Here is a 25749-nt window from a genome sequence, read left to right as displayed (position 1 = left end):
TTAATGAACAGCCGCATACATCAGCTTTTCCTCAGTAGCCTCAAGAGGTGAGAATTCTTCGACAATCCTCCCCTGACGCGCCACGAGAAGGCGATCAGAGAGCATCATCACCTCCGGCAGGTAAGAAGAAATCATGACGACGGCTTTGCCTTCGTCTGCTAACCGGCGGATTATATCGTGAATTTCAGCGATAGCACCAACATCCACACCCCGTGTCGGTTCATCGAAAATAATTAGTTCAGGCTCCTGGACCAGCGACTTGGCAATCACAACTTTCTGCTGGTTGCCGCCCGAGAGCTCTATCACGCGGGCGCCATTGCTAACGGATCGTACTTGCAATGACTTGGCCCATTTAGCTCCGACAGCGTCAATTTCGCTATTTCTCAGCCAGAATTTTCCGACTCGAATTTTTGCCAACAAACCAACAAATACATTCAGTTTAATTGACATGGTTTCAAAGAAGCCCTCAATCTTTCGATCTTCTGTAATGTAGGCCACGCCGCTGCGAACACTTGTCGCCGGAACACGATATCGCACGGCTTTGCCGTTAAGAAAGACTTCGCCCCCGTTTGCGTAATTACGTTTGATCACTCCGGCGACCACCTTGAAGGTTTCGGTGCGTCCTGACCCCACAAGCCCGAAGATTCCGGTGATCTGTCCGGCGAATACGGATAACGAGTTATTCTTAACCGTGTTGCCCACACGCAGGTTTCGCACGCTGAGGACGCGGCGGCCGGCGGGGCGAACCGCCGCTTTGCGAGTCCCATACAGTTCCTGCGACAGGCTGCGCCCAACCATTGCCTGCACAATTCTATCACGGTCAAAATTAGTGGTGAGGTCTGTCAGAACATGTCTACCGTCACGCAGGACGGTTATGCGATCCGATATCTCCAGCGCCTCTTCTAATGCATGTGAAATGAAAATCACTGAAACACCGCGTGATTTGAGCGTAGCAACCAGTTCGAAGAAATGGCGCTTCTCTTCGGGTGTCAATGTCGCCGTTGGCTCATCAAACACGATGATCCGTGCCTGCAGCAGCATCGCCCGCGCAATTTCGACCATTTGCTTTTTCGCGGCGCCAAGCGACGCAACCAACAGGGTCGGATCGACATCAAAGCTCAACGACTGCATAAACTGCTGGGCCGCAATATTGACACCCCGCATCCGGTTGAAAAATTTCTCGTTTCCAAGGAAAAGGTTCTGCGCCACTGTCATTGATGGTACCAGGCTGGTTTCCTGAAAAACCATTGCAATACCGGAATTGACGGCATCTGCTGGCGTTTTGAGAGAAATTTCAGAGCCCTCCAGCAAGATCGTTCCGGACGACGGGGCAACGACGCCGGCTATCATTTTTGTCAATGTGGATTTACCCGCGCCATTTTCTCCAAGCAACGCGTGCACCTCACCGTGCAACAGGATGAAATCAATATTTTCCACTGCCGCCGCACGTCCATAGAACTTGGTTATCTGGCGAAGTTCTAAAATCTGGTTCATATGCCGGCCTCCAATGCTTTCGCGGCTTTGATTTCTGACAACGACAACCGCAGAAGTCGGCCGGAGCCCTTAGACGCCAGAAAGAGATCATCACCGCGTTCTACGATGGCGACGATACCGTGATTTTCACCGCCCGCGCGGCTATGCAGTGAGAACAGGGGCATCAGGTCGGCATCATATCGAACAACCAGCCCATAGGAGCGAGGCGGTGCCCAGGGTTTAAGGATTCCCATCTGCTTTACACCGCCGCCTTGTAGAGGTTCACGAAAATCTTTTCCTGAACTCAACGCTGGAGCGACCCAGTACTCAGGTTCCATTGTCCGCATCATTTCCTGACGATAGTCGGTTTCACGCAGTATGAATTCCATCAACAACGTACGGGTGGCAAACAGCGACAGCCAGAAGCCGCCCCCTTCCGCGGGGGCCATGCGGCTTGGATAGCCCGGCAAGCCAACAATCGCGGGCGTCGTCCGTCCTTCATTCACGGCACTCACTTGATGGCGCCAGCTCTCGGAGACCAAAACCCTGTTCTGCGTGTCAACATGGGCGCCGAAGGCATAGGCGAGGCCCGACGCCATTGTTGCCGTCTTTCCACCTACATGGTCATATCGCACAAGGCGGCCGGTCTTCCCTTTTTCCAGAAGATCCCGGCTCCATTCGCCATAAGGACATGTCTCAGAGCCATCACATATCAACAGCGAGCCATCCATGTTCGCCTGCAAGGCGTTCACGGCCACGAAGGGCTTTCCGTCTGCGCTATCAATGATTTTCTGGTTCGCTGTCCCCGGCGCCACGATCACATTTGTACCAAATGCCACGGCCAGGGTCCCGGCGGGCATATAGGCAAGTGCCGTCACCACATGATCAAACGTCGCCACTGGAGTAAAATCACCGCTCTCAGATACTTGCATCACACTGGTTCCGCAGGCGGCATAAAGCTCGCCGCCAGGGCCCAGTGTTATATCTTCAAGTTCCGCATGTTCGCCGTAAATTGCTGCTTGTTCAATAAGGTTATTCGGCCTGTAGGCACCGTCGAGAATGGGAACCGTGAAGCCCGCCCCCTGTCTGTTGAACAAGGCTCCCACCTTGGCTGAGAGTGCATTAAACATTATAGCGCCCCCGCGATAGAAATTCCGGGTCGGCATCATCCAGTTTAAGTCTTCCAATGCGGTTGTTTGAAATACCGCCAATATAGAGATATCCGCGATGTTCACGCATCGAGGTGATCATCGGATGGTTGACACCGCCGAGGTCCCACAGGACATCGAGTATCTCTCCCTGTTCGTTGAATTTGACAATACAGCCCGTGTTAATATTGGGCGCAAGCCATTCATCGCCCGGCAACTGCTTGGACATGCGGCGACGAAACCCCGGCTTTCGCATGGCGAGGTCAAAAGCCGGGCTGCGCATACCCATCAATGCCAGCCAATAATTTCCATCCGAGGCCTTATTGATATTATCCGGATAGCCCGGCAGATCAGGAATAACTGTCTCCGTGGTGCCGCGCTTGCTGCCATCAAACCAGTAGCGCTTTATCGAACAGTTCCAGCTCTCGGCGAACAAAATCGATTCCAGATCGGAAGCAAGCACGATGCCGTTCGGGAAGATCAGGTTACGCAAGACCGTCGTCGTTTTCTTTGTCCGCGGATCGTAGCAAATGATACGGCCATTACCTCGTCCCTCAAGACTGTCTGTGGGCCATTCGTGCATCTCGTATCGGATCGTCGCTTCCGAGAAGAAGATACGGCCGTCGGGGGCAATATCCAAATCATCGGCCAGTCGAAGCCGGCTGTCATCGACAATTGAAAACAGGGATCGGTTTGTCTCATCGGTAACTTTTTCAACCTGCCGATCTGGCGTCACGCGATAGAGGCCCATGCCGCCGACACAGACATAGAGGGTCTGCCCGGCATCGAATGCCATACCGAGTGGCTGGCCGCCGATGCGCGCATAGATTTCCTTCTGTTTGTAGTCTGGCGCCAGAAAGCGGATGATCTCGCCATGGCGGCTGCCGCAATAGAGATTATCCTGATCGTCCAGCACGACGTCTTCAGGGGATTCTACTTGGCCCAGCCCGATGGTTTCAACATGGCGCAGGCGGTCATTGAGGGCATAGCGGGCATCATCCCGATTGAGAGCCGGCAGTTCCAGGTAGGAAGGACTGACATAAAGCTCGTCAATCGCCTTGTGCCGGTTCTTAAACCAGCGGATATCCAGCGTCGCGGCCAGCAGAAGGATTGCCGCCAGTATTACGCGCGAGGCCCCCGCCGGTGTCGCCATCCTTAGAAGACCGTTCGTGACCAGAAGGATGATCATCGTTCCCAGAACGGCCTTGGCAACGGATCCTTTGCCCCCACCAAGACGAATCCCGCCGAGGATCGCCGCCGTAAGGACAATAATCTCCAACCCCTTGCCCGTATCGGCACCGGGGCTGGAAAGTCGTGCAGCGTAAAATATTGCGGAAATCGCCGCAAACGTACCCGAGGCGACATAGGAAAGCGCAACGACACGGTTTACAGGCAGCCCGATGTTATAGGCAGACCGTCGATTACCCCCAATTGCCATCACGCGCCATCCGGCGCGCAACCGGGTCAAAAATATATGACTGAATATCGCAACAGCCGCGAACACCCAGACAACGGTCGGGATATAAAGAAACGTCCCAAACCCGATAAAGTCCCACGCCGGTAAATCCGGTATAACAGATGAAATTTGGACAGCCACCTGATAGTTCAGCATATCATGTACGGCCTTAAAAACAATTAGCGTGACCATCGTGGTCAGGAAAGCGCGCATCCGTAGATACCCTATCAAAACACCATTTACGGCGCCAAGCACAGCTCCGCTCGCGAGTGTAATGAGGACCGCGGCCACAATCGGTAACCCGAGCACGTTGATGCAATATAGAACTACAAGATTACAGATCGCGAAGACGGAACTGACACTCAGGTCAATCCCGCCGACGATCAATACCAGGGACATGCCCAGGACAACGAAGCCAAGCTCGCTCGCCTGACGAAAAATATCGGATAGATTGGCTATCGAAATGAAGTTATCGATCTGTGAGCTGAAAAATACGATTGTCAGGATAAGAACAATAAGCGGAACCGCCGTCTCCATCCATTGCTTCTGGAGCAGTTCACCGAGTACATGATCCGGCCAAAACCTGTATCGCCATTTTGTGATTGTTTTAATCATTCGTACTCTATCCGAAGGGAGCCTACAGACAACTCAGTCACATAGGATCGCTGAAAAAGGCGCCCGCATCGCGAGCGCCTTTAAAGCGAAGGAAATCAATGAATGTTATCGAGGGTCCAGCAGGACTGTTGATCAACATTATCCTTGGTGTATTCGACCAAGGGCGTATAGAGGATTGTTTTCGTTGTCCCCACTTTATTCTTATCCTGCAACGCCGCGGAAATTAGTGCGTTCAAATCCCGTGCCTGACCGGGAACATCATAACTTACATAATGCTGCCACAGGCCTTCGCGGATCCCCTTGCACGAGAGTTCCCCGCCACCCCCAGATGTAGATACGAAGACCTGATCGCTTTTGCCGGCCTCAGAAAGGGCCGCAGCCGTTCCCACGTCAGTGTTGTCCCAGACGCCTAAAATGCCGCATAAATCGGGATGCTGCTGCAATACTACCTGCGTAATTGATTTTGCCTTTGCAGATTCATAAGCACCAGTTGATTGGACTGACACAACATTAATCTTCGGATTATCGTTGAGGATATTTTCATACCCCTTTAACATATAAGCAGAAAATGGGCTTGTAGGTGGCCCCGCCAGAATTAGAACCTTGCCCGGTGTATCGCCCGCACATTTAGCCGTGACAGCGTTTGCCTGGGTCTCGCCAAGCAAAACCACGTCAGCCCCGACAAATCCCGTCGTCAGGGTGTTCGTTTTCATATTAAGCTGGATGACATGGATGCCTGCTTTTTCGGCCCGGGAAAGCAGCTTGGCATAGGATTGAACGTCCGGGTTTTGCACGACGATGACGTCCGGCTTTTCAGTGATCAGGGAGGTCAGCGTTTGCGCACCGGCCGCGGTGTTAAAGTTTGAATTTCGAACCTCGTAATTATAATCGAAAAGTTTCGCCTGCTCTGCCATCATTTTGGACCAGCCCTCTGTCAGGTCCAATCCCATAAAAACGGGAACAAAGACTACACTTTTCCCTTTAAGCTCGGCATGAAGAGCGTCGCGAGCAGGATCATCGATGCTGTTTTGCGCTTGGGCAAGCCCGCCTATTGTGATGGATGCAATCGCGGTTACTGCGAATGCCAATTTCTTTAGAGTAATCATTTTTCCCTCCTCATTAATTAAATAACATCGTTTCCCGCCGGTCGCGGTCTGCGGCCGGATTAAGCTAGATATCTCCCTGCTGGGCAGTTTCCTCGTTACGCGGATTAATGAAGCTGTCCAGTGAGAGTGCCGCAAGCAAGACCATGCCCCTGACGAAATTCTGCATTTCGAATGAAACATTGAGAATTGTCATTCCATTCACAATCGTGCCAATGAGTAACGTTCCCACGATAACGTTCAATACGCCCCCGCGCCCACCTGACAAGCCAATCCCGCCCAGAACCACGACAAGAATAACATCGTAAATCCAGGTCAGATTGAATATTCGCGTGTCCATATTGTGCGATGACGCCGCAAGCACCAACCCGGCAAACAGGCTAATGACAGCCGCGATAATATACTGGAGCATAACGATTGGACGGACCGGGATACCGGCGATACGGGCAGCGCCCGGATTGTCCCCGATTGCATAGATAAACAACCCTAACCGGGTTCGCCGCAAAAATATTCCGACACAAATCGTCGCCGCAATGAACGCAAGTATCGAATAAGGGATGCCAACCACCGACCCCCTGCCGAGCCACGCAACTATATCAAGCTGTGGCGGCCAGGGAATAATGTCATATTCAAACAAGCCGCTCTGGCCGATGCCCGCAATGCCAATGCCAACGGCCAATGTCGCAAACAACGGTGGAATTTCTGCATAGGCAACCAGTACCCCGTTAAGCACACCAATCATAACGGATATTAACAGACCGCAGGCAAGGGCAAGGGCGACCCCATAGTCTTTAGACGCAAGTGTCATCACGATAGCGGCTGGAACAGCCAGTGAGGCGATCATGGATAAATCGATCCCCCGGCCAATAACAACAACCGCCATACCCAGTCCCAAAATGCCAAGAACAGCGACAGAGCGAATTAATGTTAGCTGGTTACCAAGGGTAAAGAACCCGGGCAGGAAAATTGCAAAAGCAAAGAAGATCACCGCAAAAAGCAAGGCAACGATTATCTGCTGATCGAACGCCACGCGCCGCATGGAGCTCAGCAGTGAATTATTTTCAGGTGCGAAATTCATGCCGCCTGAGGGATCGGATGAAATGGCCTCGTCCTTTCAACATTTGTTATTCTGACGCGCGTCTCAATAGCTCGCCGGTATGCTCACGATCCGAGATCACGACAAACTTTACCTGAATTTAGGCTACAAACTCTCACAGACCAGGACGTAAACCCGAGAGAAATTATGGTTTATCTAATTTCTAACCGGTTACGTTCGATTAATGCGATAAATTCGATAGCCAGACGTTATTCTTCATTTCGATCTTGCCTGGAGGGCCTCCCACTGTATGTCGAACTCCATCTTTGTTTTATATGAGCGATGGATTTTTCAACTTTATTATAGAGAAACTCTAACGAGCGATTTTAACATTCGTCAAATACCAATTAGTAATAGTACATATGTATTTTCGGCATATCAATCTTCATGACCAGCATCGATTGGTGCCCGCCTCAACTTCAGAGCAACCCCGGATCTGGAAATATTTTTATGTCCGCGATTATCCTAATGCGCCAAAACCGTTACTCATACTCATTTTTTATCAAGAAGATCCTATGAAAGCAGATCATTAAATGATACTCAACCGCCAGAATTCGACTAATTTTTATTAATATTATATATGTAATTATGGCATGGCTTTAAATATATCCGTCGGAACATTGCCAGCCTAATATTTTTCGACTTACTGTCGAAGCTCAACTTTAGGGATCGTCATGAATTTTACTCATCTCTTAAATTTCATTCAGATCGTGGAATGGGGAAATATATCCAAGGCCGCAACCTTCCTTAATATTGCGCAACCAGCCCTCAGTCGGCAAATCCAGTCCCTCGAAGAGTCTCTCGGCGTAAAGTTGCTGATGCGTTACAGCTGGGGCGTTACGCCGACGGCCGATGGCAAAATCCTCCTCGAACACGCACATCGCATTGAGAAGGAATATCAATCCGCCAGAGAGCTGATCCAAAAAAACCATGACAAGCCCATTGGCAGAGCGGTTCTCGGTGTTCCATCCGCTTATGCCGTGTCTCTAATTCCCGACCTGTTGCAGCGCATGCGAATTTCTTACCCGAATATTGATATCCGGGTGGCCGAAGCCTTTAGCGGAACAATCTACGAATGGCTATATTCAGGGCGACTGGATCTGGCAATCCTCTACCAGACCGAAGACAAGGTCGCCGCCGTTACCACAGACTTTTTTAACGAGGATTTCGCCTTCATTTGCTCGACCGACATGTACAATGACAGGGCGGAAATCAGACTATCTGAAATTTCCGGCATGAAACTTATTGTTCCGTGGCGGCCCCATATGGTTCGCCTGATCCTGGAATCCGCCTTTCTGTCAAATGCAATCTCCTTTAACCCCGCAATCGAAATTGACTCCCTACCCTGTATGAAGGAACTGGTCCATCGCGGTGAAGGAGTGACAATTCTGCCGCCCTCTTCTGTTGCCAGGGAAATTCAAAGCGGCAGGTTAAAAGCAATTCCCATTACGTCCCCAAACATCAAGCTTACAATGATGATTGGCCGGCCAGCCGGGCGCAGCATTTCACCGGTGATAAAGATAATAATCGATGAACTTCAGAAACTAGCCGTGGATCTCGCTCCCTCTCTCAAGTGGGAATGTACTTTCCCGACGGGTGACAAATAACGTCTGCCCCACCTTGTTACCCCGTTAATTCCTGTAACTGTTAAATGCTTCGCCCGCCGTCGACCTCCAGAGCAACCCCGGTGATGAATTCCGCATCATCAGACGCCAGATATAATGCCGCACCCGCGACGTCTGAAGGACGGCCCAGTCGCCCCAAGGGGATGGTTGCCAAGAAGTTTTTCCGGTTTTCTGGAGTGTCCTCAACGCCCATGAATTGTTCGAGCAGTCCGGTTTCACTTAAAACCGGGCAAAGCGCATTGACGCGGATGTTATCGGGCGCCAATTCAACGGCCATTCCCTTTGTCACATTAACCGCAGCGCCCTTGCTGCCATTATACCAGACCAGACCCGGTCTTGGGCGCGTGGCCCCGACCGATGCGACATTAATAATAAGTCCGCTACCGTTTTGCCGGAAGATCGGTACCACTTCCAGAGCGGCCAGATAGATAGCCTTGACGTTGACGTTATATATTCTATCGAACGTCTCTTCATCCACCTCCAGCATAGACCCATTACGACTGGTATATCCCGCATTGTTAATCAGTACGTCCAGCTTACCGAATTTTTCTACGGCAAGCGCAATCATCGCGGCCACGTCAGACCTCTTTGTAACATCTCCGGAGAATGAGACCGCCGCTTCCCCGATATCTTCAGCGACCCGCCTTGCGGCCTCACCATTGATATCAGCGACGACAACTTTACCGCCTTCAACGGCAAACCGCCGCGCAATACCTTCACCAAAACCGGAGCCAGCTCCGGTAACAACAGTTACTTTTCCCTGTATACGCATGATCTATTCCTCGCGTTATTCGTTGTAATCGGGTTGACGATGCAGGTTTTTGGGCAAACTCTGCCAAATTTATCTCCCTGCGATCGGCAATCAAACGATCCGCTTTATAATTATTTATGGGCCTTTTCAATTTGGCAGGGTATTTCTAGCCTCAAACCGGCTCATTCGTCTAATACCACTTCATAATAAGAGATATGTTATTTTGGCATGACCAGAAGCGGATGACTTGTTGCTCGGACGTCAACAGGGCTTATAAATGGCAATAGCGGTAGACAGAACAAGCGTTTGCAGGATACTGATTAAGATATGCGCCTAAAATTTCTGTCTATTTTCCCCCTGCTCGGTCCCTTCATGCTCAGCGCCTGTACGAGTACCGCTATTGTCGTCGCCAACGCGCCCACGTCTTTTTTTGATGGGACAATCGAGCGTGACGTCGTCTATGATGATATAAATAACCAAAAACTCGATATTTATATTCCGGATTTAGCCGCACAGAAAAAGCTGCCCGTGATTATCTTCTTTTATGGCGGCCGATGGACAGATGGAAAGAAGGAAGATTTCGCTTTCGTCGGCACCACGCTTGCCGACAAGGGATTTGTCGTCGTTATTCCGGATTACCGTAAATACCCAGATGTCCGGTTTCCCACCTTTGTCGATGATGGCGCCCATGCCGTAAACTGGGTTCACGACAACATTGAGAATTATCGCGGCCAGTCCCGTGCGCTGTTTCTGGCCGGGCACTCCGCGGGGGGCCATATTGCCTCGCTTCTGGTAGCTGATGAGCGCTATTTGAGGGCCGATACCCTAAGTGCCATAAAGGGGTTCGCAGGTCTTGCAGGGCCCTACGCTTTTACACCTGAGGATGAGGATCTGAAGGATATGTTTGGGCCACCATCCCAATATCCACAAATGCAGGCGACCACATTTATCGATGGGCGAGAGCCACCGATGCTTCTCTTGTATGGTAGCAACGATACAACGGTGGAGCTATATAACCTCAAGCGTCTGGAACAGAAAATCCAGGAGTACGGCGGTCAGGTGCAAACGAAAATCTATCCCGATGTCGACCATATTGAAATTGTCGGTGCCTTGTCGTGGGTCTGGCGATCAAAGGCGTCGGTTGCAGAAGACATTGCCGTATTTTTCCACCACTTGGTCTCTGCTGCTCGCGGTAAATAGCGTCAATCAAGTGCGACCATTTGCGATGTACGCCTCATTGCCGGGGAAGTGCCAGGAACGTGCCGTTGCTCCTACGAGTGACTTCCCGCATTAGAATGCCAAAACGGCCAGTCGTTCCCGGTGAAACAAATCCGATTGCGTGGATACGGGCCAGCGGCTTGCCGGTTATACGGTTTGTATTGAATTGTTCCAGGCGATCAATAACCGCGTCATAGGAACTCCCCGTATAATCATCCCCCACAATGTAGATCGACAGGCTTATTCCCGGCTTTGCGTATTTTTGCAGCGCGACCTCCAGCCCTTCCACCGGGCTGCTGTTGGAATTACTGCGCCAGTTGGCGAAGGCCTTAAAAATATTCTGGCGTCGGTTGGCCGTATCGGGGATCCATTTTCCGCTATAGGTAGAAATGAGGTGAATGCCGTTGTCATTCAGGATCTGAAATCCCTTAACCTTCGGATGGATGGCCAAGACGTTCTGCATCACACGGGAGACTTGCCGCCATATCGCCTGCATACTCCCGGATGTGTCGACAATGAACAGGACGTAGTCGCTATCCACCGGAATGCCTCCAACCTCGTCGTCCCGCTTTTCGGGCATTGTGTTCGGCCGGATGGAAGCGCGGTTGAGCGAGTCATCAACCAGTTGGAGGCCCTCGAGATCATCCTTCGCTTTCGCTTCGGCCTGTTCGGCGGAGGATTTTTGCTGTTCCAGTTCTTCGATCGTCTTTTCCATCTGATCGACTTTGCGCGTATCCGCGGCAAGCGCCACCTGGATCGTGGATTTTTGCTCTTCCAGATCGTTGATAAGACGCTCGGCCCGTGTGACCTGCCCCATCAACTCCCGCGCCTCATCGATGCTTCCCGCGAACTCCCCTTCCCCCGGTTTGGCCACGAGAATAAGCAGGACAACGGCCCCGAAACCACAGGACACGAGATCAAGAAACGACAGGGTGAAAAGCTCTAATGTCCGGTTACGCCGCCGCCTCATGGCCAACTCTCCGCAGGGCTGATCATGAGGCCATTTGTTGTATAGGTCCAGCTCCAGAAGGCCGGTGCAGCTTCCGGGTCGCCCTCCAGCGGGAGGAGGATGACATTCACCGGCCGCCCTGAGTTAAGGCCATGCTTATTGACGGTATATTGAAAAAGTTTGCGTCGGCAGTCGCCGGAAATTGTCGAGGATTTTCCAAACAGGGAATTGCAGTTGGAAAAAGGATTGAGGGACATAAAATTTGACGTGCCGGCGGTTGGCAAGCCATCGGTCACGATATAATAGGTGGTTGGTGGAGAGTCCTCACCGTTGACGGCCTCCAGCACCGCTTCAAGATTGGTTGCTCCCTTCGGGACCACCGTCTCTATTTGCGCGAAAACGCTCTGAATGGCGGGAGCATCAGATCCTGAAAACCACTCATTTGGGCCAATCGCGAACGCTTTTTCATTAAAGCCGACAAACTTAGCCTTTGAATTTTTCGGGATACGGCTGGCCAGCCATTTGACGATCCGCTGTGTCCGGCGCCATTTCGGGCCCTGCTTCTTTTCCGCATCCGAGCCAACTTTCCGGCTGATGATATCCAGCAGTTTCTCATCCGTCATCGAGGCACTTGTATCGATCAAGAAGGCAATGCGCGCACCTTCCACCTTCAGTCCGAGCAGGTAGTTTTCCTCCCCGCCCTGATCGGATTGCACCGGATCCGCCTTCTGAAGCGGGGGCTTCTTGACGATGCTTTCCTTCAAGGTTTTAACCTCGGCGACCTTTTCCGCCGTTCGGCTTGTGGATTGGAAGATCGCAGCGGCCAGTTCATTGTTTTTACCCGATAAGCTCGCCAGTTTGGACTTCAACCGTTGCAGTTGCTGCTGCTGTTGCTCCAGCGTTACCTGCAATTCCTCTGCCTTTTGCGTGCGCCCGGTCAATTCCTGTTTAAGGGTATCCACCTGAACAGGGGCGTCTTCGGGCTGCAGCTTCAGAAGGATCAGAATGAGAACAGCCGCCCCCAGTCCGCATGACATGATGTCAATGAACGAAAGACTGATCCCCTCAGTTACGTGCCGTTTATGCAGGATGCACCTATTTACTGACGCGGTTTAACAGGAATTTCTCGCAATACTCCTGGGTATTAATCAACTGATCGTCCTGAAAGCGTTGTAGGCCATGCAGGAGTAACATCAGGGGAATGGAGAGACAAAGCGCCACCAGCGTCGAGTTAAACGCAACGCCAAGGCTGTCCGTCATAAGTGTAATATCGCCTTTAAGCGCCTCATCCGCCTGGGTCAGGGCCTGCCCGATCCCCCGGACGGTCCCGATAAATCCGAAAGACGGGATCGCCCAGATAACATAGCGGATCATCGTATTCCCCGCCTCCTGCCGGAGGGCCAGAGCATCCATACTGAGCGAAATCGCTTCCGAGGTACTATGGACGTCATCCGTCATGAGATAGCGCCGGATACTGGCCAGCAGGGCCTGAATAACCGGAGTGGCGGTTATCTTTTCTGGTAATTCGTCGATTTCCTTCATGGTCTTGCGCAACGTCTGTTTTTCATCCTCGCCGTCCCCCGCCTCAATCATCGCGCCCAGAAAATCGATGTTATAGAGGTGATTGTCGTTAAAGATGCCCCAGTATTTCGCGACGAGCAGGATAAGACACCACAGAGCCAACGTGATGCAGATCTGCTGTTCCCAATCCTTGATGATGACGACAAAAACCTGCGGCGCGGCGCTCCCACTTTGCCGGGCCTCGACCACCAATCGTCCCGCTTCCGGGATAACATAGGTTTCGTAAACCACCCAAACGCCGACGGCGCAGAGGAGGAGCAGGGCCGTCGCAAAAATAAAATTCTTCATCTAGATATCCACAGGAAAGGAGACAGGTGAATTGAGGCTGATGGAGGAGCCGCTGCTTTGCGCATAAGCATATTGCAGCAGGACAATCCCTCCCAAAAGTGCCAGAAGCGTTATCACAAGCCTTTTGCGTTTGGTCTGTTTCATTCGACATCTCCGTACAAATAGCGGCCGACCCGGAAGCCGGTCTTGTCCGAGCCCTGATCTGACGACGCCCGGTAGGCCGGTCTAATTTCCGTCAGCCTTCCGGACGCCCAGCTTGCCCCTTTGATCACGTGTTTTTCTCCCGTTTGCTCGCCAAGCGGATCGGTAAATGTCTGCCCCTTCAAGGGCGGGATCAATATATAAAAATCATGAACCCATTCGGATACGTTGCCAAATAGATCATACAGTCCGGCGCGATCCTTGTTAAAACTTTCGATGGGAGCGATACCGGCATAGCCGTCAACATATCCCGGGACATAAAACTGTGTCTTGCCGTTGGCCGTCTCATCAGCAATATTTCCCGTCCCCTTGGGGATCACGGCCTCATCCCCCCAAGGAAAAATACTTTCCTTGCTCCGGCCTGCCTTTCGCGCAAGCCATTCCCATTCCGCTTCGCTCAACAGCCGGTAGCCTGTGGACCGGGCATCAAAGCCCCGATAGCGGGTACCATCAAACCTGTAAAACGGCGCAAGCCCCTCCCGCTGGCTCAACCAGTTGCAAAATTGGGCGGCCTCTTCCCAGGAAATACCGGTCACCGGGAATTTATCCCCCGCTTTCCCGGCAGGTTTGAACTTGCTATATTGGCCTTCGGTCGTCTCTGTCGCGGCGGCGTAAAAATGCCGTTTCAGCGTCACATCCCTCAGGAATTCATTTGCGCGCTGTCCCTTTTCATAACGCGGCGCCCCCAACATCACATTGGTTGGCGCAAAAAGCCGCATTTCCATACCGAGGCTGTTTTTATAAACGGGTTTGGCCGCTGCGAGCGTGGCGGCCTGCTCGGTTTGGAGGACAACATCGATCCTGCGTACCGCCGCTGGATCGGGCATGAGGCTTTTTATAATGCTCCGATATCCCTGCTTTTCTATGGAAAATTCATGCATCACTGCCGGAAGGCGGACCTTCAAGGGGGTATTCCCGGCCGGTTTGCCGTCGATCATCACAGTGGCGGTCGGAGATGATGAAATATGAACCTCTCCTATTTTCAGCTTGAGATTAAAAGCCACCTTGCGATGCTCAGCAGGGTTAAGAGTGACTTCCTCCTCCATCGCGCCATACCCGTCTTTTCCGTATTTCAGATAATATTTTTTGTTGGCGGAGAGTTGTAGCTCTTGCCCCGGCGCGACCGATTTACCGTTTAATGTCAGCTGCCCGCCATTTGGTGAAACAGAAACGCTCACATAGGCGGGCTCCAACTGCAACCGGTAATGACGCTCAATATCCTTCTGCTGAAAGGTCAGATCGATTGTGTCTTCAAGAGGCGCATAGCCGTCCCTTGAAATCTCGATTTCATAGCGGCCGGCTTCCTTTGCAAGATCAGCCGGGACTTTACCAATCGCCCTGCCATCCAAAAGAACATGCGCATCGGCAGGTGTCACATCGATATGAATGCTGCCCGAGGCCTTTTCCAGGGTCAGATCTTCGGAAAGGCTTTCCCCCCGGCCCAAATCATAGGTTTTTTCAAGCGGAATATAATAAGGGTGTTCCGCTCGCACAACATACTGTCCCGCCGCCAGCTTTGCCGAGAATGTAGCAGCGGAGGGATAGGCCCTGTCATTTACATACCAGCTCACTGGCTCCTCCAGGTTTGCGAACCTTAAGGTCAGCTCGGCGGGGAGCTCCCGCATCATGATGGCAACCTCGTGCCCTTCCTCAATGGGCTCAATCACCCGCTCAGCCGTCTCATAACCCTCTGCCGCCACAATGACGGTCGGAAAGCGGGAAAGAGAAAAGAGAGACCCCTGAAAATAAAGCGCCATCCCCTTCCCAGCTTTAATGACGGCCTGCTCCGCGGCGGGCGCTGGGCCAACGTGGATCACCGATACCTTCATCAGTCCGAACAGGGCGGCGATCACTACCAGCGAGCCGATACCGACAACGGCAAAAGCCAACAGAAAAAACCGTTGACGGCGGGCGGCCTTTTCAATTTTCTGTCTAAATTCGCTCATCGCTGACTACCGTCACCTTCACCTGCCGATCCTCAGGGGAGATCGTAATCCGGACTGATTTTGTCCGAAACCCCTCTCGCTTCCCCTCAAATATATAGTCACCCGGCTTGAGGCGGATTTTATACTGGTCCACCAGACCGACTTTTCCGACCCCCCGCACACTCACATTCGTCAATTTATCTGAAAAGACCAGTACTTCAATTTCCGTATTTTGCCGAACAATCTCTTTCGCCAGTTGATCAAGGTCGTTTGCAAGTGCGGGGCTCATGGAGGTGTAGAGATCCGCTGCCTCAATGGTCTGCTCCGCAGCCTTGCGAACGCCAACATTGGACAATCTATTCGGATCCTGCAAGAAGCCGCCAATTTCCTTGCTATATTGAACGATTTTCTGTGACAGGATAACTGTTTCCTGAACTTCCGCATTATCGGGATAAAATGCTACGGCATTCTGATATAAATCCAGAGCCGTCTTCCAGTTATCCTCTCGAATGGCAGTATCACCCTGCTTGACGAATTGCCGGAAGGTGAGTTTTCGCTTCAACTCGACAAGTAGCGCCGCAAGATTTTGCGTCTCCTCACGCTTAGGGTAGAGAAGTCTGGCCTGCTCATAGGCATTATTCAATGCCTTCAGTTGCTCCGCCTGGCTGGCCGCCAGCCCCGCTGTCACGATCGTCTCAAAGCGTCGTTCCGTCAGTAGAATCTCTATCTCATTTATTCTGTCCTGATAAAGGGTTCGCCTTGGGTCAATCTGGATGATTTGGGAAGAGAGTTTTAGTTCTTGCTCTAGATTATTCTCGACCCTGGCGATCCGTGCCTTTTCCATTATATCAAGGATTTCTGGAAGTTTTTTAATGCGGTCTGCCAATTCAAAAGCAAGGCTGTCTTCCGGCTTGAGTTCAAGCGCCCTTTTCACCGGAATTTCCGCACCGGTAAAGTCATCGGCTTCATAGGCGGTTCTGGCGTCGCTCATCGCCTCATCAAAAGCGGCCTCGAAGCCCAAAACGGCAGCAGAGGCGTCGGCAATCAGCTGATTTGCCTCTTCGAATGCAATATCCGTCTCTCCGTTCGCGAGATGGGCGATCAGCTTGTCTTGTCGGGCGGAAAAGTCGCTTCGCAACGCGGCATCCCAGTTGTTAAAGCCATCCGATTTGATCGTGGGTTCAAGCTCCTGTTCGTAGCGACTTATGGCCTGAACAACCTCCCCGCTACTACGGCTCTGAATTACCTTTTCGGAAGTGGGCTCAGTCGCTTGGTCAACCGGTCCCTGCGACGCAGGCGTCGCGGTGTCTTGCTCTTCTGCTTCAACCTGCGGGGAAGTTGAAGAGGGTGTGAGGGCCGCCTGTGTTAATAGAAAGACGACAGCGCCTCCCAAAATCAGGATCACAACGAACATTAGCGATATTAACAGTCGCTGCCGTGATTTCCGGGCAGCCTCGTTGAGATTTTTTTCAAACATCCTAATGACTTAAAGCTGCTTTTCCGGAGTTTTTTCCTGTTCATATATCTGTTTAAGGAAGCTTCTCCATTCTGCAAACTGTTTAGCCGCACTTCCTGTCAGCTTCTTTGTTTCGCCCTCGAACTCAACGACCTGCGGTGCCAGTTCCGAATCCACGGATTCCCCCAGTTCCTCCAGCGTATCGGCGTGGAATTTCGTTTCATTGCTGGTTTTGAAGCCCTCGGAAAACAGCATGGCGGACCCGATACCCGCGACGGCCGCCCCCGCAAAGGCACCCGTGGAACGGCCAGGGCTACCGCTGTTGCCACTGGCAACCGCCAGTCCGATGCCAAGGATCGCGAGAAGAACACCACCGACCATCTGCGCCGTCTCCTTCGCCTCGGCCGCGTTCAGCGCGATTTGTGCCTCCTGGCTCTGCTGTTGCCAGATAGCATAGCTTAATTTCATCTTTGTATTGAAGGCTTCATAATGCTGTTGAAGGTTATCCACATATAATTCATCGCGCACCCTGAGTGCCCGGATCCGCCCTAGCATCGGATCATCCTCGCTTGGCAGACTTGTAAGTTCGATTTGGCCGTCCTCCTCCTTAATATACTCGGAGAAGGCTTCTTCAGAAAAATTAGCGGCGAAGCGCATTTCGGTCACTGACTTCAACAGCGCAAGTTCGGTTCCGTCTGCATCATCCAGATGCTCGACGAGGTCTGCCGCCGCCTCGACAAAAACCGGATCATAGGGGTCAATGCCTTTGTTCCTGAAGGAATTATGGAAGTTTTTGGGCACTTCATGTTCATAGTTTTCGCTGTACCATTTGACGCCGGAGATATCGTAAACCTCCACATCGATTTCCACATCCAGCCCGTTTGATTTCACGATTTTTCCAAGCACATATAAATCGCCGGTGGCCTCAGCATTCGGTGTCACGCGAACCGCGCCGAACTTGCCTGTCTCTTCCAGTTTTTCCTTGAGATTGAGGGCAAAACGGACGGCCTCCGTCCGCCGAAGCTCCGGCCATATCCCCTCTTCCTCCAGATCCGTATCATCTTCGGGAATACCCGGATCAAACACCGGGATGATGATATCAAGTTTAGGTTTTGCCGCCTTCGGATCGACTTTTGCCGCTGTCATGATTTCGCTGGAGACACGCGGCCCCACCCTCGACGACATACCGGGTGTCGCACAGCTTGTCAGCATAAAGCAAACGCAGATCAGCCAGCCAATCATACCTCGACCCATGATTTTTCCTTTTCGATCCGATCCTGGCATTAAATCTGCGACTGATCCTTTAGCGGCAGCCCCTTTAACTTACGATATTCGTTCCACAATTTGGCACGTTTTTCAGGGTTGGGCTCATTCAGGGCCGCCTCCTTGACTTTTTGCTGCAATATACCGTCGTTATCCGATGGTGGAATGTCGTCCGGCAGTTTCCCGTTTTTCAGCGCCTGCTTTTGCTCTAGCGTTTTCCCGTTGGCGTTTGCAGCGGTATCATTTGGACTGTTTCCATCCTGATTGGGATTTTCCACCGCCTCGCTTTTCTCCGTGCCCTCGATACCACTGGAGGCCGTCGATGATGCATCCGCACCCGGCCCACCGGCCCCGGCCCCAGCGCCAGCGCCAGCCGCGCCTGCGGCACTGCCAGAGGCGGCCCCATCGGACTGGGACTGCTGCAGACACTCCTCATATTTATTCAGGGATTCAAACAGGGCTTTATCCATGCGGTCGGTAATTTCTTCCTTCGTCAGCCCCTCGGTCTGTTTATAATCGACGCCATATTCTTTGCAATCCGGCGCCCCCACTTCCGCGCCTGTTACCTGCGCGACCGCTGTATTAATATCCGCGAAAAGAATGACCGAAATAAAACCGACCAAAGCCAGAGTAAATTCTTTCATCAAAAAATAAACTTTCAACAGTTATTGGTAGTATTAATTTCTTTATAAACTCTAGCATAACATTAATTTAAGGTGGATACCCCCGAAATAAGGCAAAATGATCTATATCATCATTTCATAAATCGGCAGTAATCCAGAATCGATAGTAATTTAGCATTCGTTGAATGGTGCCAACTCACCGCGTAAAATGTGACAACGCTCTACTTATGCTGCTCATTGTCAATTTACTCTGACAATACCAGTTATTCGGTTAATCTTTCAAAATTGATGCTATTTTATTCGTGACAATATCGAAAAATAGTGTTGGTATTATAATATGGCTCAATTAAAATGCCACGGTTTTTGGGAGCGGGCTTTATCCGGTCATGCTAGGGGCATGTTCAGTTCGTTATTTGTTGGTCTGTTATTAGGGGGCGCATGGCGTCTAATCCGAAAGCCTGTCGGTCGAGAAAAATAGGCTACCCAAATTTTATTGCGTCAACGGCGAGCTTTGAAGCATTGCCAAGACGCGCACCAAACTGATGGCGGGGCTGTCCTGCCGATAAAAAAGTTTCTAGGAGGATACAGCGATGAGTGTTTCCATGATCAATGCTCAATCAGGCGAAAATCGGTCGAACGACAATGCTGATTTACAGATACGTCGATTGTCTCCGGCACTCGGCGCGGAAATTTCCGGTGTTGATCTAGGCGCCTTTGTTGATGATGCGACTTTTTCTGCGATCCATGACGCCTTGATGGAGCATCAGGTCATTTTCTTTCGTGATCAGGACATGTCCGTTGAGCGACATCTCGAATTGGCGAAGCGTTTCGGTACGCCGACATATTCCAAAAAACTCCCGAAATATGATGGCAATGATTATGTGTCGCTAATCCAGAGCAACGGCAGCACCATTAATGTCGGCGGTCGCTGGCACACTGACAACACTGATTTCAAAGCACCTCCGATGGGCGCAGTGTTACTCTGTGAGGAAACACCGAGCTTAGGTGGGGATACCCTTTTCGCCAATATGTACGCTGCCTATGACTCCCTCTCTGAGGGCCTACGTCGACATCTCGATACTTTAGTGGCGCAGCATGACAACAGCCTGGTGGCGCTAAGATTTGCCGGCACCGAGTTTGTTGGCGATGGTGATAAGGGAATGTCTGTTGGACCAGCAGTAGAGCATCCGGTGGTAAGAGTACATCCGGTGACGGGACGACGCGCGCTTTATGTCAATTCGTCTTATACCCGCCGAATCCTTGGCGTGCCACCCACAGAAAGTGAGCATCTGCTGAATATGTTGATGGCACATGTGATGACGCCAGACTTTCAGGTGCGCTTCGAATGGCAACCGGGGAGCGTAGCAATCTGGGACAACCGTTGCACACAGCATTACGCGCCAAACGATTATACTGAGCCGCGCAGAATGCGCCGCGTACAGATCGACGGCGATGTGCCGGTAGGTGTCAGCTAAGACCGCGAAATATCGCCGCGATTATGCTCCCCGCTATTTCAGCCTCCAAAAGGTGAAATAATATTTCTATGGCGTGCGGGTGATCGCGAAGATGAGGTTCTAGAGGCAATTGTGAGAAAGAAACGAGACCACAGTGCGGCGGTCATTGGATCGCGAGCTTCAATAATACACAAATCAGGTCGCTGGAAGGCTAATAGCCCTGAAAACAGTAACCTCGTATTCCGTCAATGTGAACGGACGGTGTTCTGTTTTCAGAATGCCGCGCCGTCACACTGAGGCGGGTGTCTTCGGGTGACGTATTGAAATAGCGGAATAGATTTTTCAACTAAAAATACTAAGTGGAGCTATTGACCCTTCAAGGCAGTATTGCTCCGACAATACTGACTAAGCGTTTGAGCGCTTAGTCCCCTGAAACAGGAGTCCGCATAGTGTATCACCGCAGTGGTCGTTGTGTTATCTAAGGTGGCAGGAGACCTGGTGCCCCGGCTCAATTTCTTTTAAGTGGGGCACATCTATTTTGCAGGAGGCTTCCGCGATCGGGCACCTCGTGTGAAACGGGCATCCCGACGGCGGCTCCATGGGACTGGGAATATCGCCTTTGAGAATTGTCCGTTGTATTTTTTTAATGTTAGGGTCGGCAACCGGAACGGCGGAGAGAAGTGCTTGCGTATAGGGATGCTGCGGGTTTTCGAACAAGCTGTTCCGATCAGCAATTTCAACGATGCGCCCCAGATACATCACAGCCACACGATGACTTAGACGTTCCACCACTGACAGATCATGTGCGATGAACAGGTAGGAAATGCCAAGTTCATCCTGAAGATCCATCAGCAGGTTGATCACCTGCGCCTGAATTGAAACGTCGAGCGCAGAGACGGGTTCGTCTGCAATGATCAGCTTCGGTCCCAATGCCAAGGCGCGCGCAATCCCGATTCTCTGACGCTGACCTCCTGAAAATTCATGAGGGTATCTATTGATCTGGTCTTTTCGCAGTCCAACTCGCTGAAACAGGTCCGCGACACGATCTTTGATCTCCGGACCTTTAGCGATGTTATGAACCCGCAACGGTTCGCCGACGATCTGGCCCGCTGTCATGCGCGGGTTGAGTGATGAATAAGGGTCCTGGAAAATAATCTGCATTTCCCGCCGGAATGGGCGCATTTCTGAACGCGGGAGCGCGGCTACATCCTGGTTGTTGATAATAATTTGTCCCGCAGTCGGCTCTATGAGTTTTAGGATTGTGCGACCGACTGTCGATTTTCCACACCCGGATTCGCCAACTACACCAAGCGTTTCACCAGCCTTCACCTGAAATGAAACGTCATCAACCGCGTAAACATATTTCCTGCTACTGGGCAATATCCCCTGCTTGACCGGAAAATATTTCTTCAGGCCCCTGACGTCCAGCAATGGCGCATCCGGTTTTGTGCTCGCCTCGGAGATAGTTGCGTCTTGTTGTTCCTTGCTCATCACTTCTGACCTCCAATTGCGGTGGCCGGACCAGTGTTCCAACAGGCAGCCAGATGACCCGGTGCTTTTTGCTCCAGGGACGGTCGCTCAACTTCACATCTACTCGTCGCAGCGGAGCAACGAGGCCGGAAGGCGCATCCAGAGGGCAAATCCGTCAGCGCGGGAACCGTGCCGGGAATGGTGCTCAGTCGTGAGCGTGCCTGACCAGGAAGCTCCGCCTCACCGAGTTTGGGAACCGCTTTCATGAGTCCTTGGGTATATGGATGAAGCGGGTTGCTATAGATATCACGAACCGGCGCCTCTTCGACGATCCGTCCCGCATACATAACGACAACCCGGTCAGCCATCTCAGCGATGACGCCCAGGTCGTGAGTAATCATGATGATTGCAGTGCCGAGCAGTTTCTGCATCTCTTTCAGGAGATCCATGATCTGTGCCTGGATTGTCACGTCGAGTGCCGTTGTCGGTTCGTCCGCGATCAGAATTTTTGGATCGCATGAGAGCGCCATAGCGATCATGATACGTTGGCGCATCCCGCCGGAAAGCTCATGGGGATAGGTATCGATGCGCTGTTCCGGTGCCGGGATCTTGACAGTCCGCAACATTTCCAGAGCTCGTTTCCGGGCGTCATGTTTTGACAGTTTCTGATGGATACGGATCGATTCTATCATCTGCTCGCCAACCGTCATGACGGGATTCAAGGCCGTCATTGGTTCCTGAAAGATCATAGAAATTTCGTTGCCGCGTATGTCGAGTAGTTCTTTCTCACTGAGCTTAAGCAAATCGACATCGCCATATTTAATTGAACCACCAACGACCTTTCCCGCACGGGACGGTATCAAACGCAAAATTGACAGTGAAGTGACACTTTTGCCGCAACCTGATTCGCCGACAAGACCAAGAATCTCGCCCTGACGTAGCTGAAAAGAAACATCATCGACAGCCGGTAGCGTCCCCTGCCGGGTATGAAAATGAGTCTTCAGATTTTCGACGTCCAAAACAATTTTATATGGCGGAGAGGGCGCCTCGGAATTCTCAGAAGTCATTGATAATTTAGTACTTTCCATCGGCCTTTGTTTCCTATCGAACTGTCGTCGTTCTCTGATGTTTATAGTGCCGGATTCGGGCCGAATCTAACTTGAATTTTATATTGATACCAATTCCCGCTATCCCTTTATCCCATTATGAGACCAAATGTTGACAGCATCAAGTAAATTGTATCATTATTAACGATATCAATGTATGATAATTTTTATTATATGTATGGTTACATTTAAACAATAAACGAAAAACCTTAGGGAGGTAATATAGTGATAAAGATGCTTCGAGTCGGCTATGGAATGCTCGTGATAGTAATGTGTACTTTCGCGAGTAATAGCCAGGCTGCAAACAAGAATGAAATTATTGTCGCTCAACCGGTCCTGCGTCAGCAGTTTGACCCAACAGCTCTTGTCGCAACGACAGACTTCATGCCTCAAGATATGATTTTCGATGGCCTGTTCAACTTGACAGAAGATGGCATTACACCCGCGCTGGCTGTCAGCTGGGTTGTCTCTGAAGATGGCAAACAGATCGACTTTACCCTGCGCGATGGCGTCAAGTTCCACAATGGTGATCCCTTCACAGCGGAAGACGTGAAATTCACCTTGGATCGGGTTCGGGCACCGGACAGTAAGCATGCTTACCGTAAGCCGTTTACAGACGCGATTAAAGATGTCGTCGTTTTGGCGCCGAACAAAGTCCGTTTCGTTCTTTCAGGACCATGGCCAGGATATTTCACCGGCGTCCGGAACGCGACTGTCGGTATACTTCCGCACGCATATTATGAAAAAGTCGGCCCAGAGGGTTTCCAAAAAGCCCCGATCGGTACCGGCCCGTTCAAGCTGGCAGGTATAAAGTCCGGTGAATGGTCTCAGTTTGACGCTAACGATGATTACTGGAATGGCCGCCCGAACGTGGATTCGGTCAAGAAGCTCCTCGTTAAAGAAGAATTCACTCGTTATGCGATGCTGGCCAACAATGAAGCGGACATCGTTATGGGGGTTTCCGGTCCGCTACTGGATAAAATTCGTGCCGACAAGAAGGCTCGGATCATAATGTCAAAATATAGCGGCACTTCTGGGTTCTATTTTAACAAGACGTCTTTCCCGGAATCGCAAGACCCACGGGTGCGTCTGGCTTTTGGCCATGCCATCGATCTGAAAACTATTGCAACGAATATTCTGGGCGATGTTTGCGAACCCGCCGCAAGCATTTTCACACCTGCCACGTTTGGGCACCTGCCTGGTCTGGATATCATTTCTTATGATCCGGCTAAGGCAAAAGAGCTTCTGGCTGAAGCTGGCATCAAGCCTGGCATGGAACTTACTGATGCCATTCATTCGGCGTCTTTTGGTTCGCTACCAAATGCCCCGGCCGTTCAGGAGGCTATCGCTGGCTATCTTGAAGCCGTTGGGTTCAAGATCAAGCGCGAATCCTATGACACTGGTGCTTGGTTGAAGATGATGCGCGCTGGTAAACAGCCACAACTTTTCTATGGCCCGTCCTCTCTTCCTGATGATGGTTCCGCGACGTTGGAAAGCTGGTTCCTAACCACATCTCCTTGGTCCTCCGGTAACATCAGTGTTCCTGAGTACGACGCGCTCTTTAAAGAGCAACTGGTGGAAGTTGATCCGGAAAAGCGCCGTGCGATTCTGCAAGGGTTTGCACGTGATGAACACGAGCGTCATGCTGGCCTACCCCTGTTCTGGTGCAACACCCCGTTCGCTGTTGGTCCGAAAATCAAAGATTGGTCTCCGAGCCTTGGCAGTGGTTACCAAATGAATCTCGACCAAGTAACCTTGAACCAGTAACGGGCGTTAAGCCGAACAAATTGTTGGAAGCCGTTAATAATTATGTCCAGTCGTTTTTTCTTTCAACGGTTTGTTCAAACCGTTCTAACGTTGGTTCTATTGAGCATGGTTGTCTTCGGATTGGCGCGATTATCAGGCGATCCTGTCCTGATAATGGCGCCGCCCGAAGCAACCGATGCTCAATTGGATCAAATGAGGGCTGAATACGGACTTGATCGTCCCTTGCCAGTTCAGTATTGGCGTTTCATATCCCGTGTTGCCCAAGGTGATTTCGGAATGTCAATCAAGTGGAACGTACCAGCTATCGATATCGTCATTGAGCGATTTCCGGCAACATTGTTGCTGGCGACGACATCAATACTATTTGGGATTCTTCTGGCGTTGCCGGTGGGAATCTTATCGGCCGTTAAACGCGATACCTGGATAGATAATTTTGGGAAGATCGTTGCACTGGCGGGGCAAAGTATGCCGACCTTTTGGTTCGGCATACTCCTAATTCTTATTTTTGCGGTATATGGCAAATGGCTGCCGACGTCCGGCTATGGGACGTTTTCCCATTTGATTTTACCGAGCATTACTTTAGGGGGGTTCGTTGCGGCAGCGATCATGCGCGTCACTCGATCGGCAATGCTTGATGCGCTGGAATCGGACTATATCCGCACCGCGCGGAGCAGAGGCGTTGCCGAATGGCGGGTAATCATGGTCCACGCGCTCAAAAATGCTGCCATCCCCATAGTGACGATAATTGGCCTGCAGGCAGCGACTATTTTGCGGGGTGCTGTCGTGACGGAGACGGTTTTCGTATGGCCGGGCATCGGAAAAATTGCTGTTGACGCCGTTTATGCCAGAGATTTCCCTCTGGTTCAGGCGGCCGTGCTGACGATGGGCGTCGTGTTTCTCCTTGTCAATTTGATCGTAGATTTCATCTACATCTATCTTGATCCTCGTATCAGTTATCAGAAGAAATAATAGGGCTAATCGTCATGAACCTTCAGGGTTTCCGTTCATCCCCGCTGCTGGAGTGGCGCTTTGCGCTTCCTAGTTTTTTCCTATTAGTGGTTTTGATTTGTGCCGTGTTTGCGGACTTTATTGCGCCGTACGATCCGACAAAACAAAACTTAGCCTTGTTTCTCAGCCCGCCGAATGCAGACAATTGGTTGGGCACAGATGCCTTCGGGCGG

Annotated in this window: 21 protein-coding genes and 1 pseudogene; 6 read left to right on the top strand and 16 right to left on the bottom strand. The window is 51.4% G+C overall.

Annotation, left to right across the window (positions count from 1 at the left end; all coding sequences use genetic code 11):
* From ACESNI_RS02420 to ACESNI_RS02400, 5 genes are all read right to left on the bottom strand, one after another.
* A complete protein-coding gene (locus ACESNI_RS02420) occupies positions 1–1494 on the bottom strand; it encodes a sugar ABC transporter ATP-binding protein (protein ID WP_373084665.1) in 1494 nt (497 codons plus the stop codon).
* Complete coding sequence (locus ACESNI_RS02415; RefSeq protein ID WP_373084663.1) at positions 1491–2603, bottom strand: hypothetical protein; 1113 nt, start codon at positions 2601–2603, stop codon at positions 1491–1493. Before ACESNI_RS02415 ends, ACESNI_RS02420 begins: the two co-directional genes overlap by 4 nt.
* Positions 2596–4692 (bottom strand): ABC transporter permease, encoded by a 2097-nt coding sequence (locus ACESNI_RS02410; RefSeq protein ID WP_373084661.1) that lies wholly within the window; start codon positions 4690–4692, stop codon positions 2596–2598. The genes ACESNI_RS02415 and ACESNI_RS02410 overlap by 8 nt, the downstream gene beginning before the upstream one ends.
* Positions 4693–4787: 95 nt before the next feature.
* Complete coding sequence (locus ACESNI_RS02405; RefSeq protein ID WP_373084659.1) at positions 4788–5798, bottom strand: sugar ABC transporter substrate-binding protein; 1011 nt, start codon at positions 5796–5798, stop codon at positions 4788–4790.
* A 64-nt stretch (positions 5799–5862) separates the two neighbouring features.
* A complete protein-coding gene (locus ACESNI_RS02400) occupies positions 5863–6834 on the bottom strand; it encodes an ABC transporter permease (protein WP_373084767.1) in 972 nt (323 codons plus the stop codon).
* Positions 6835–7565: 731 nt separating this feature from the next.
* Between ACESNI_RS02400 and ACESNI_RS02395 the strand changes: the two genes are divergently transcribed.
* Positions 7566–8498: a LysR family transcriptional regulator gene (locus tag ACESNI_RS02395; protein WP_373084656.1), complete on the top strand. Its 933-nt coding sequence runs from the start codon at positions 7566–7568 to the stop codon at positions 8496–8498.
* A gap of 40 nt (positions 8499–8538) precedes the next feature.
* On the opposite strand, the gene ACESNI_RS02390 is transcribed toward ACESNI_RS02395, so the two are convergent.
* Positions 8539–9288 (bottom strand): glucose 1-dehydrogenase, encoded by a 750-nt coding sequence (locus ACESNI_RS02390; RefSeq protein ID WP_373084654.1) that lies wholly within the window; start codon positions 9286–9288, stop codon positions 8539–8541.
* Positions 9289–9594: 306 nt separating this feature from the next.
* Between ACESNI_RS02390 and ACESNI_RS02385 the strand changes: the two genes are divergently transcribed.
* On the top strand, positions 9595–10467 hold the full coding sequence (locus ACESNI_RS02385; RefSeq protein WP_373084652.1) for an alpha/beta hydrolase: 873 nt from the start codon (positions 9595–9597) through the stop codon (positions 10465–10467).
* 34 nt (positions 10468–10501) lie between these two features.
* On the opposite strand, the gene ACESNI_RS02380 is transcribed toward ACESNI_RS02385, so the two are convergent.
* Genes ACESNI_RS02380 through ACESNI_RS02345 form a run of 8 tightly spaced genes read right to left on the bottom strand, consistent with a single transcriptional unit; the run spans position 10502 to position 18792 of the window.
* Complete coding sequence (locus tag ACESNI_RS02380; protein ID WP_373084649.1) at positions 10502–11455, bottom strand: hypothetical protein; 954 nt, start codon at positions 11453–11455, stop codon at positions 10502–10504.
* A complete protein-coding gene (locus ACESNI_RS02375) occupies positions 11452–12471 on the bottom strand; it encodes a VWA domain-containing protein (protein ID WP_373084647.1) in 1020 nt (339 codons plus the stop codon). Before ACESNI_RS02375 ends, ACESNI_RS02380 begins: the two co-directional genes overlap by 4 nt.
* A 58-nt stretch (positions 12472–12529) precedes the next feature.
* Positions 12530–13303, bottom strand: coding sequence for a MotA/TolQ/ExbB proton channel family protein (locus ACESNI_RS02370; RefSeq protein ID WP_373084644.1), 774 nt, complete (start codon positions 13301–13303; stop codon positions 12530–12532).
* Positions 13304–13447, bottom strand: coding sequence for a hypothetical protein (locus ACESNI_RS02365; protein ID WP_373084642.1), 144 nt, complete (start codon positions 13445–13447; stop codon positions 13304–13306).
* Positions 13444–15450, bottom strand: coding sequence for a PEGA domain-containing protein (locus tag ACESNI_RS02360; RefSeq protein WP_373084640.1), 2007 nt, complete (start codon positions 15448–15450; stop codon positions 13444–13446). Before ACESNI_RS02360 ends, ACESNI_RS02365 begins: the two co-directional genes overlap by 4 nt.
* The gene (locus ACESNI_RS02355) at positions 15437–16906 is read right to left on the bottom strand and encodes a hypothetical protein (RefSeq protein ID WP_373084638.1); all 1470 of its coding nucleotides are present in this window, start codon (positions 16904–16906) and stop codon (positions 15437–15439) included. Before ACESNI_RS02355 ends, ACESNI_RS02360 begins: the two co-directional genes overlap by 14 nt.
* 9 nt (positions 16907–16915) lie before the next feature.
* The gene (locus tag ACESNI_RS02350; RefSeq protein ID WP_373084636.1) at positions 16916–18139 is read right to left on the bottom strand and encodes a hypothetical protein; all 1224 of its coding nucleotides are present in this window, start codon (positions 18137–18139) and stop codon (positions 16916–16918) included.
* A 29-nt stretch (positions 18140–18168) separates the two neighbouring features.
* Entirely contained in the window at positions 18169–18792 is a 624-nt protein-coding gene (locus tag ACESNI_RS02345) for a hypothetical protein (protein ID WP_373084634.1), read from the bottom strand.
* A gap of 569 nt (positions 18793–19361) precedes the next feature.
* Here ACESNI_RS02345 and ACESNI_RS02340 point away from each other — a divergent pair.
* Positions 19362–20246: a TauD/TfdA dioxygenase family protein gene (locus ACESNI_RS02340; RefSeq protein ID WP_373084632.1), complete on the top strand. Its 885-nt coding sequence runs from the start codon at positions 19362–19364 to the stop codon at positions 20244–20246.
* Between the two features lie 453 nt (positions 20247–20699).
* Here ACESNI_RS02340 and ACESNI_RS02335 read toward each other — a convergent pair whose 3' ends face one another.
* Positions 20700–21716, bottom strand: coding sequence for an ABC transporter ATP-binding protein (locus ACESNI_RS02335; RefSeq protein WP_373084630.1), 1017 nt, complete (start codon positions 21714–21716; stop codon positions 20700–20702).
* Positions 21716–22762 carry an ABC transporter ATP-binding protein gene (locus ACESNI_RS02330; protein ID WP_373084628.1) on the bottom strand — a complete coding sequence of 349 codons (1047 nt, stop codon included), beginning with the start codon at positions 22760–22762 and terminating at the stop codon, positions 21716–21718. The genes ACESNI_RS02335 and ACESNI_RS02330 overlap by 1 nt, the downstream gene beginning before the upstream one ends.
* A gap of 273 nt (positions 22763–23035) precedes the next feature.
* Between ACESNI_RS02330 and ACESNI_RS02325 the strand changes: the two genes are divergently transcribed.
* From ACESNI_RS02325 to ACESNI_RS02315, 3 genes and pseudogenes are all read left to right on the top strand, one after another.
* Positions 23036–24568, top strand: a complete 1533-nt coding sequence (locus ACESNI_RS02325; RefSeq protein ID WP_373084765.1) for an ABC transporter substrate-binding protein — start codon at positions 23036–23038, stop codon at positions 24566–24568.
* 42 nt (positions 24569–24610) lie between these two features.
* Complete coding sequence (locus tag ACESNI_RS02320; protein ID WP_373084625.1) at positions 24611–25537, top strand: ABC transporter permease; 927 nt, start codon at positions 24611–24613, stop codon at positions 25535–25537.
* Positions 25538–25551: 14 nt separating this feature from the next.
* Positions 25552–25749, top strand: a pseudogene (locus tag ACESNI_RS02315) (ABC transporter permease); the annotation flags it as partial.

Source organism: Sneathiella sp. (genome assembly GCF_041689005.1).
In the GTDB taxonomy this organism is placed as follows: domain Bacteria; phylum Pseudomonadota; class Alphaproteobacteria; order Sneathiellales; family Sneathiellaceae; genus Sneathiella.
Note: the sequence above shows the minus strand (reverse complement) of the source record. Positions and strands in the feature narration are given on the sequence as shown.

Coding starts and splice junctions, on each gene's coding strand:
- ACESNI_RS02420 (WP_373084665.1), bottom strand. CDS start 1,494: ATGAACCAGATTTTAGAACTTCGCCAGATAACCAAGTTCTATGGACGT.
- ACESNI_RS02415 (WP_373084663.1), bottom strand. CDS start 2,603: ATGTTTAATGCACTCTCAGCCAAGGTGGGAGCCTTGTTCAACAGACAG.
- ACESNI_RS02410 (WP_373084661.1), bottom strand. CDS start 4,692: ATGATTAAAACAATCACAAAATGGCGATACAGGTTTTGGCCGGATCAT.
- ACESNI_RS02405 (WP_373084659.1), bottom strand. CDS start 5,798: ATGATTACTCTAAAGAAATTGGCATTCGCAGTAACCGCGATTGCATCC.
- ACESNI_RS02400 (WP_373084767.1), bottom strand. CDS start 6,834: ATGCGGCGCGTGGCGTTCGATCAGCAGATAATCGTTGCCTTGCTTTTT.
- ACESNI_RS02395 (WP_373084656.1), top strand. CDS start 7,566: ATGAATTTTACTCATCTCTTAAATTTCATTCAGATCGTGGAATGGGGA.
- ACESNI_RS02390 (WP_373084654.1), bottom strand. CDS start 9,288: ATGCGTATACAGGGAAAAGTAACTGTTGTTACCGGAGCTGGCTCCGGT.
- ACESNI_RS02385 (WP_373084652.1), top strand. CDS start 9,595: ATGCGCCTAAAATTTCTGTCTATTTTCCCCCTGCTCGGTCCCTTCATG.
- ACESNI_RS02380 (WP_373084649.1), bottom strand. CDS start 11,455: ATGAGGCGGCGGCGTAACCGGACATTAGAGCTTTTCACCCTGTCGTTT.
- ACESNI_RS02375 (WP_373084647.1), bottom strand. CDS start 12,471: ATGTCATGCGGACTGGGGGCGGCTGTTCTCATTCTGATCCTTCTGAAG.
- ACESNI_RS02370 (WP_373084644.1), bottom strand. CDS start 13,303: ATGAAGAATTTTATTTTTGCGACGGCCCTGCTCCTCCTCTGCGCCGTC.
- ACESNI_RS02365 (WP_373084642.1), bottom strand. CDS start 13,447: ATGAAACAGACCAAACGCAAAAGGCTTGTGATAACGCTTCTGGCACTT.
- ACESNI_RS02360 (WP_373084640.1), bottom strand. CDS start 15,450: ATGAGCGAATTTAGACAGAAAATTGAAAAGGCCGCCCGCCGTCAACGG.
- ACESNI_RS02355 (WP_373084638.1), bottom strand. CDS start 16,906: ATGTTTGAAAAAAATCTCAACGAGGCTGCCCGGAAATCACGGCAGCGA.
- ACESNI_RS02350 (WP_373084636.1), bottom strand. CDS start 18,139: ATGGGTCGAGGTATGATTGGCTGGCTGATCTGCGTTTGCTTTATGCTG.
- ACESNI_RS02345 (WP_373084634.1), bottom strand. CDS start 18,792: ATGAAAGAATTTACTCTGGCTTTGGTCGGTTTTATTTCGGTCATTCTT.
- ACESNI_RS02340 (WP_373084632.1), top strand. CDS start 19,362: ATGAGTGTTTCCATGATCAATGCTCAATCAGGCGAAAATCGGTCGAAC.
- ACESNI_RS02335 (WP_373084630.1), bottom strand. CDS start 21,716: ATGAGCAAGGAACAACAAGACGCAACTATCTCCGAGGCGAGCACAAAA.
- ACESNI_RS02330 (WP_373084628.1), bottom strand. CDS start 22,762: ATGACTTCTGAGAATTCCGAGGCGCCCTCTCCGCCATATAAAATTGTT.
- ACESNI_RS02325 (WP_373084765.1), top strand. CDS start 23,036: ATGCTTCGAGTCGGCTATGGAATGCTCGTGATAGTAATGTGTACTTTC.
- ACESNI_RS02320 (WP_373084625.1), top strand. CDS start 24,611: ATGTCCAGTCGTTTTTTCTTTCAACGGTTTGTTCAAACCGTTCTAACG.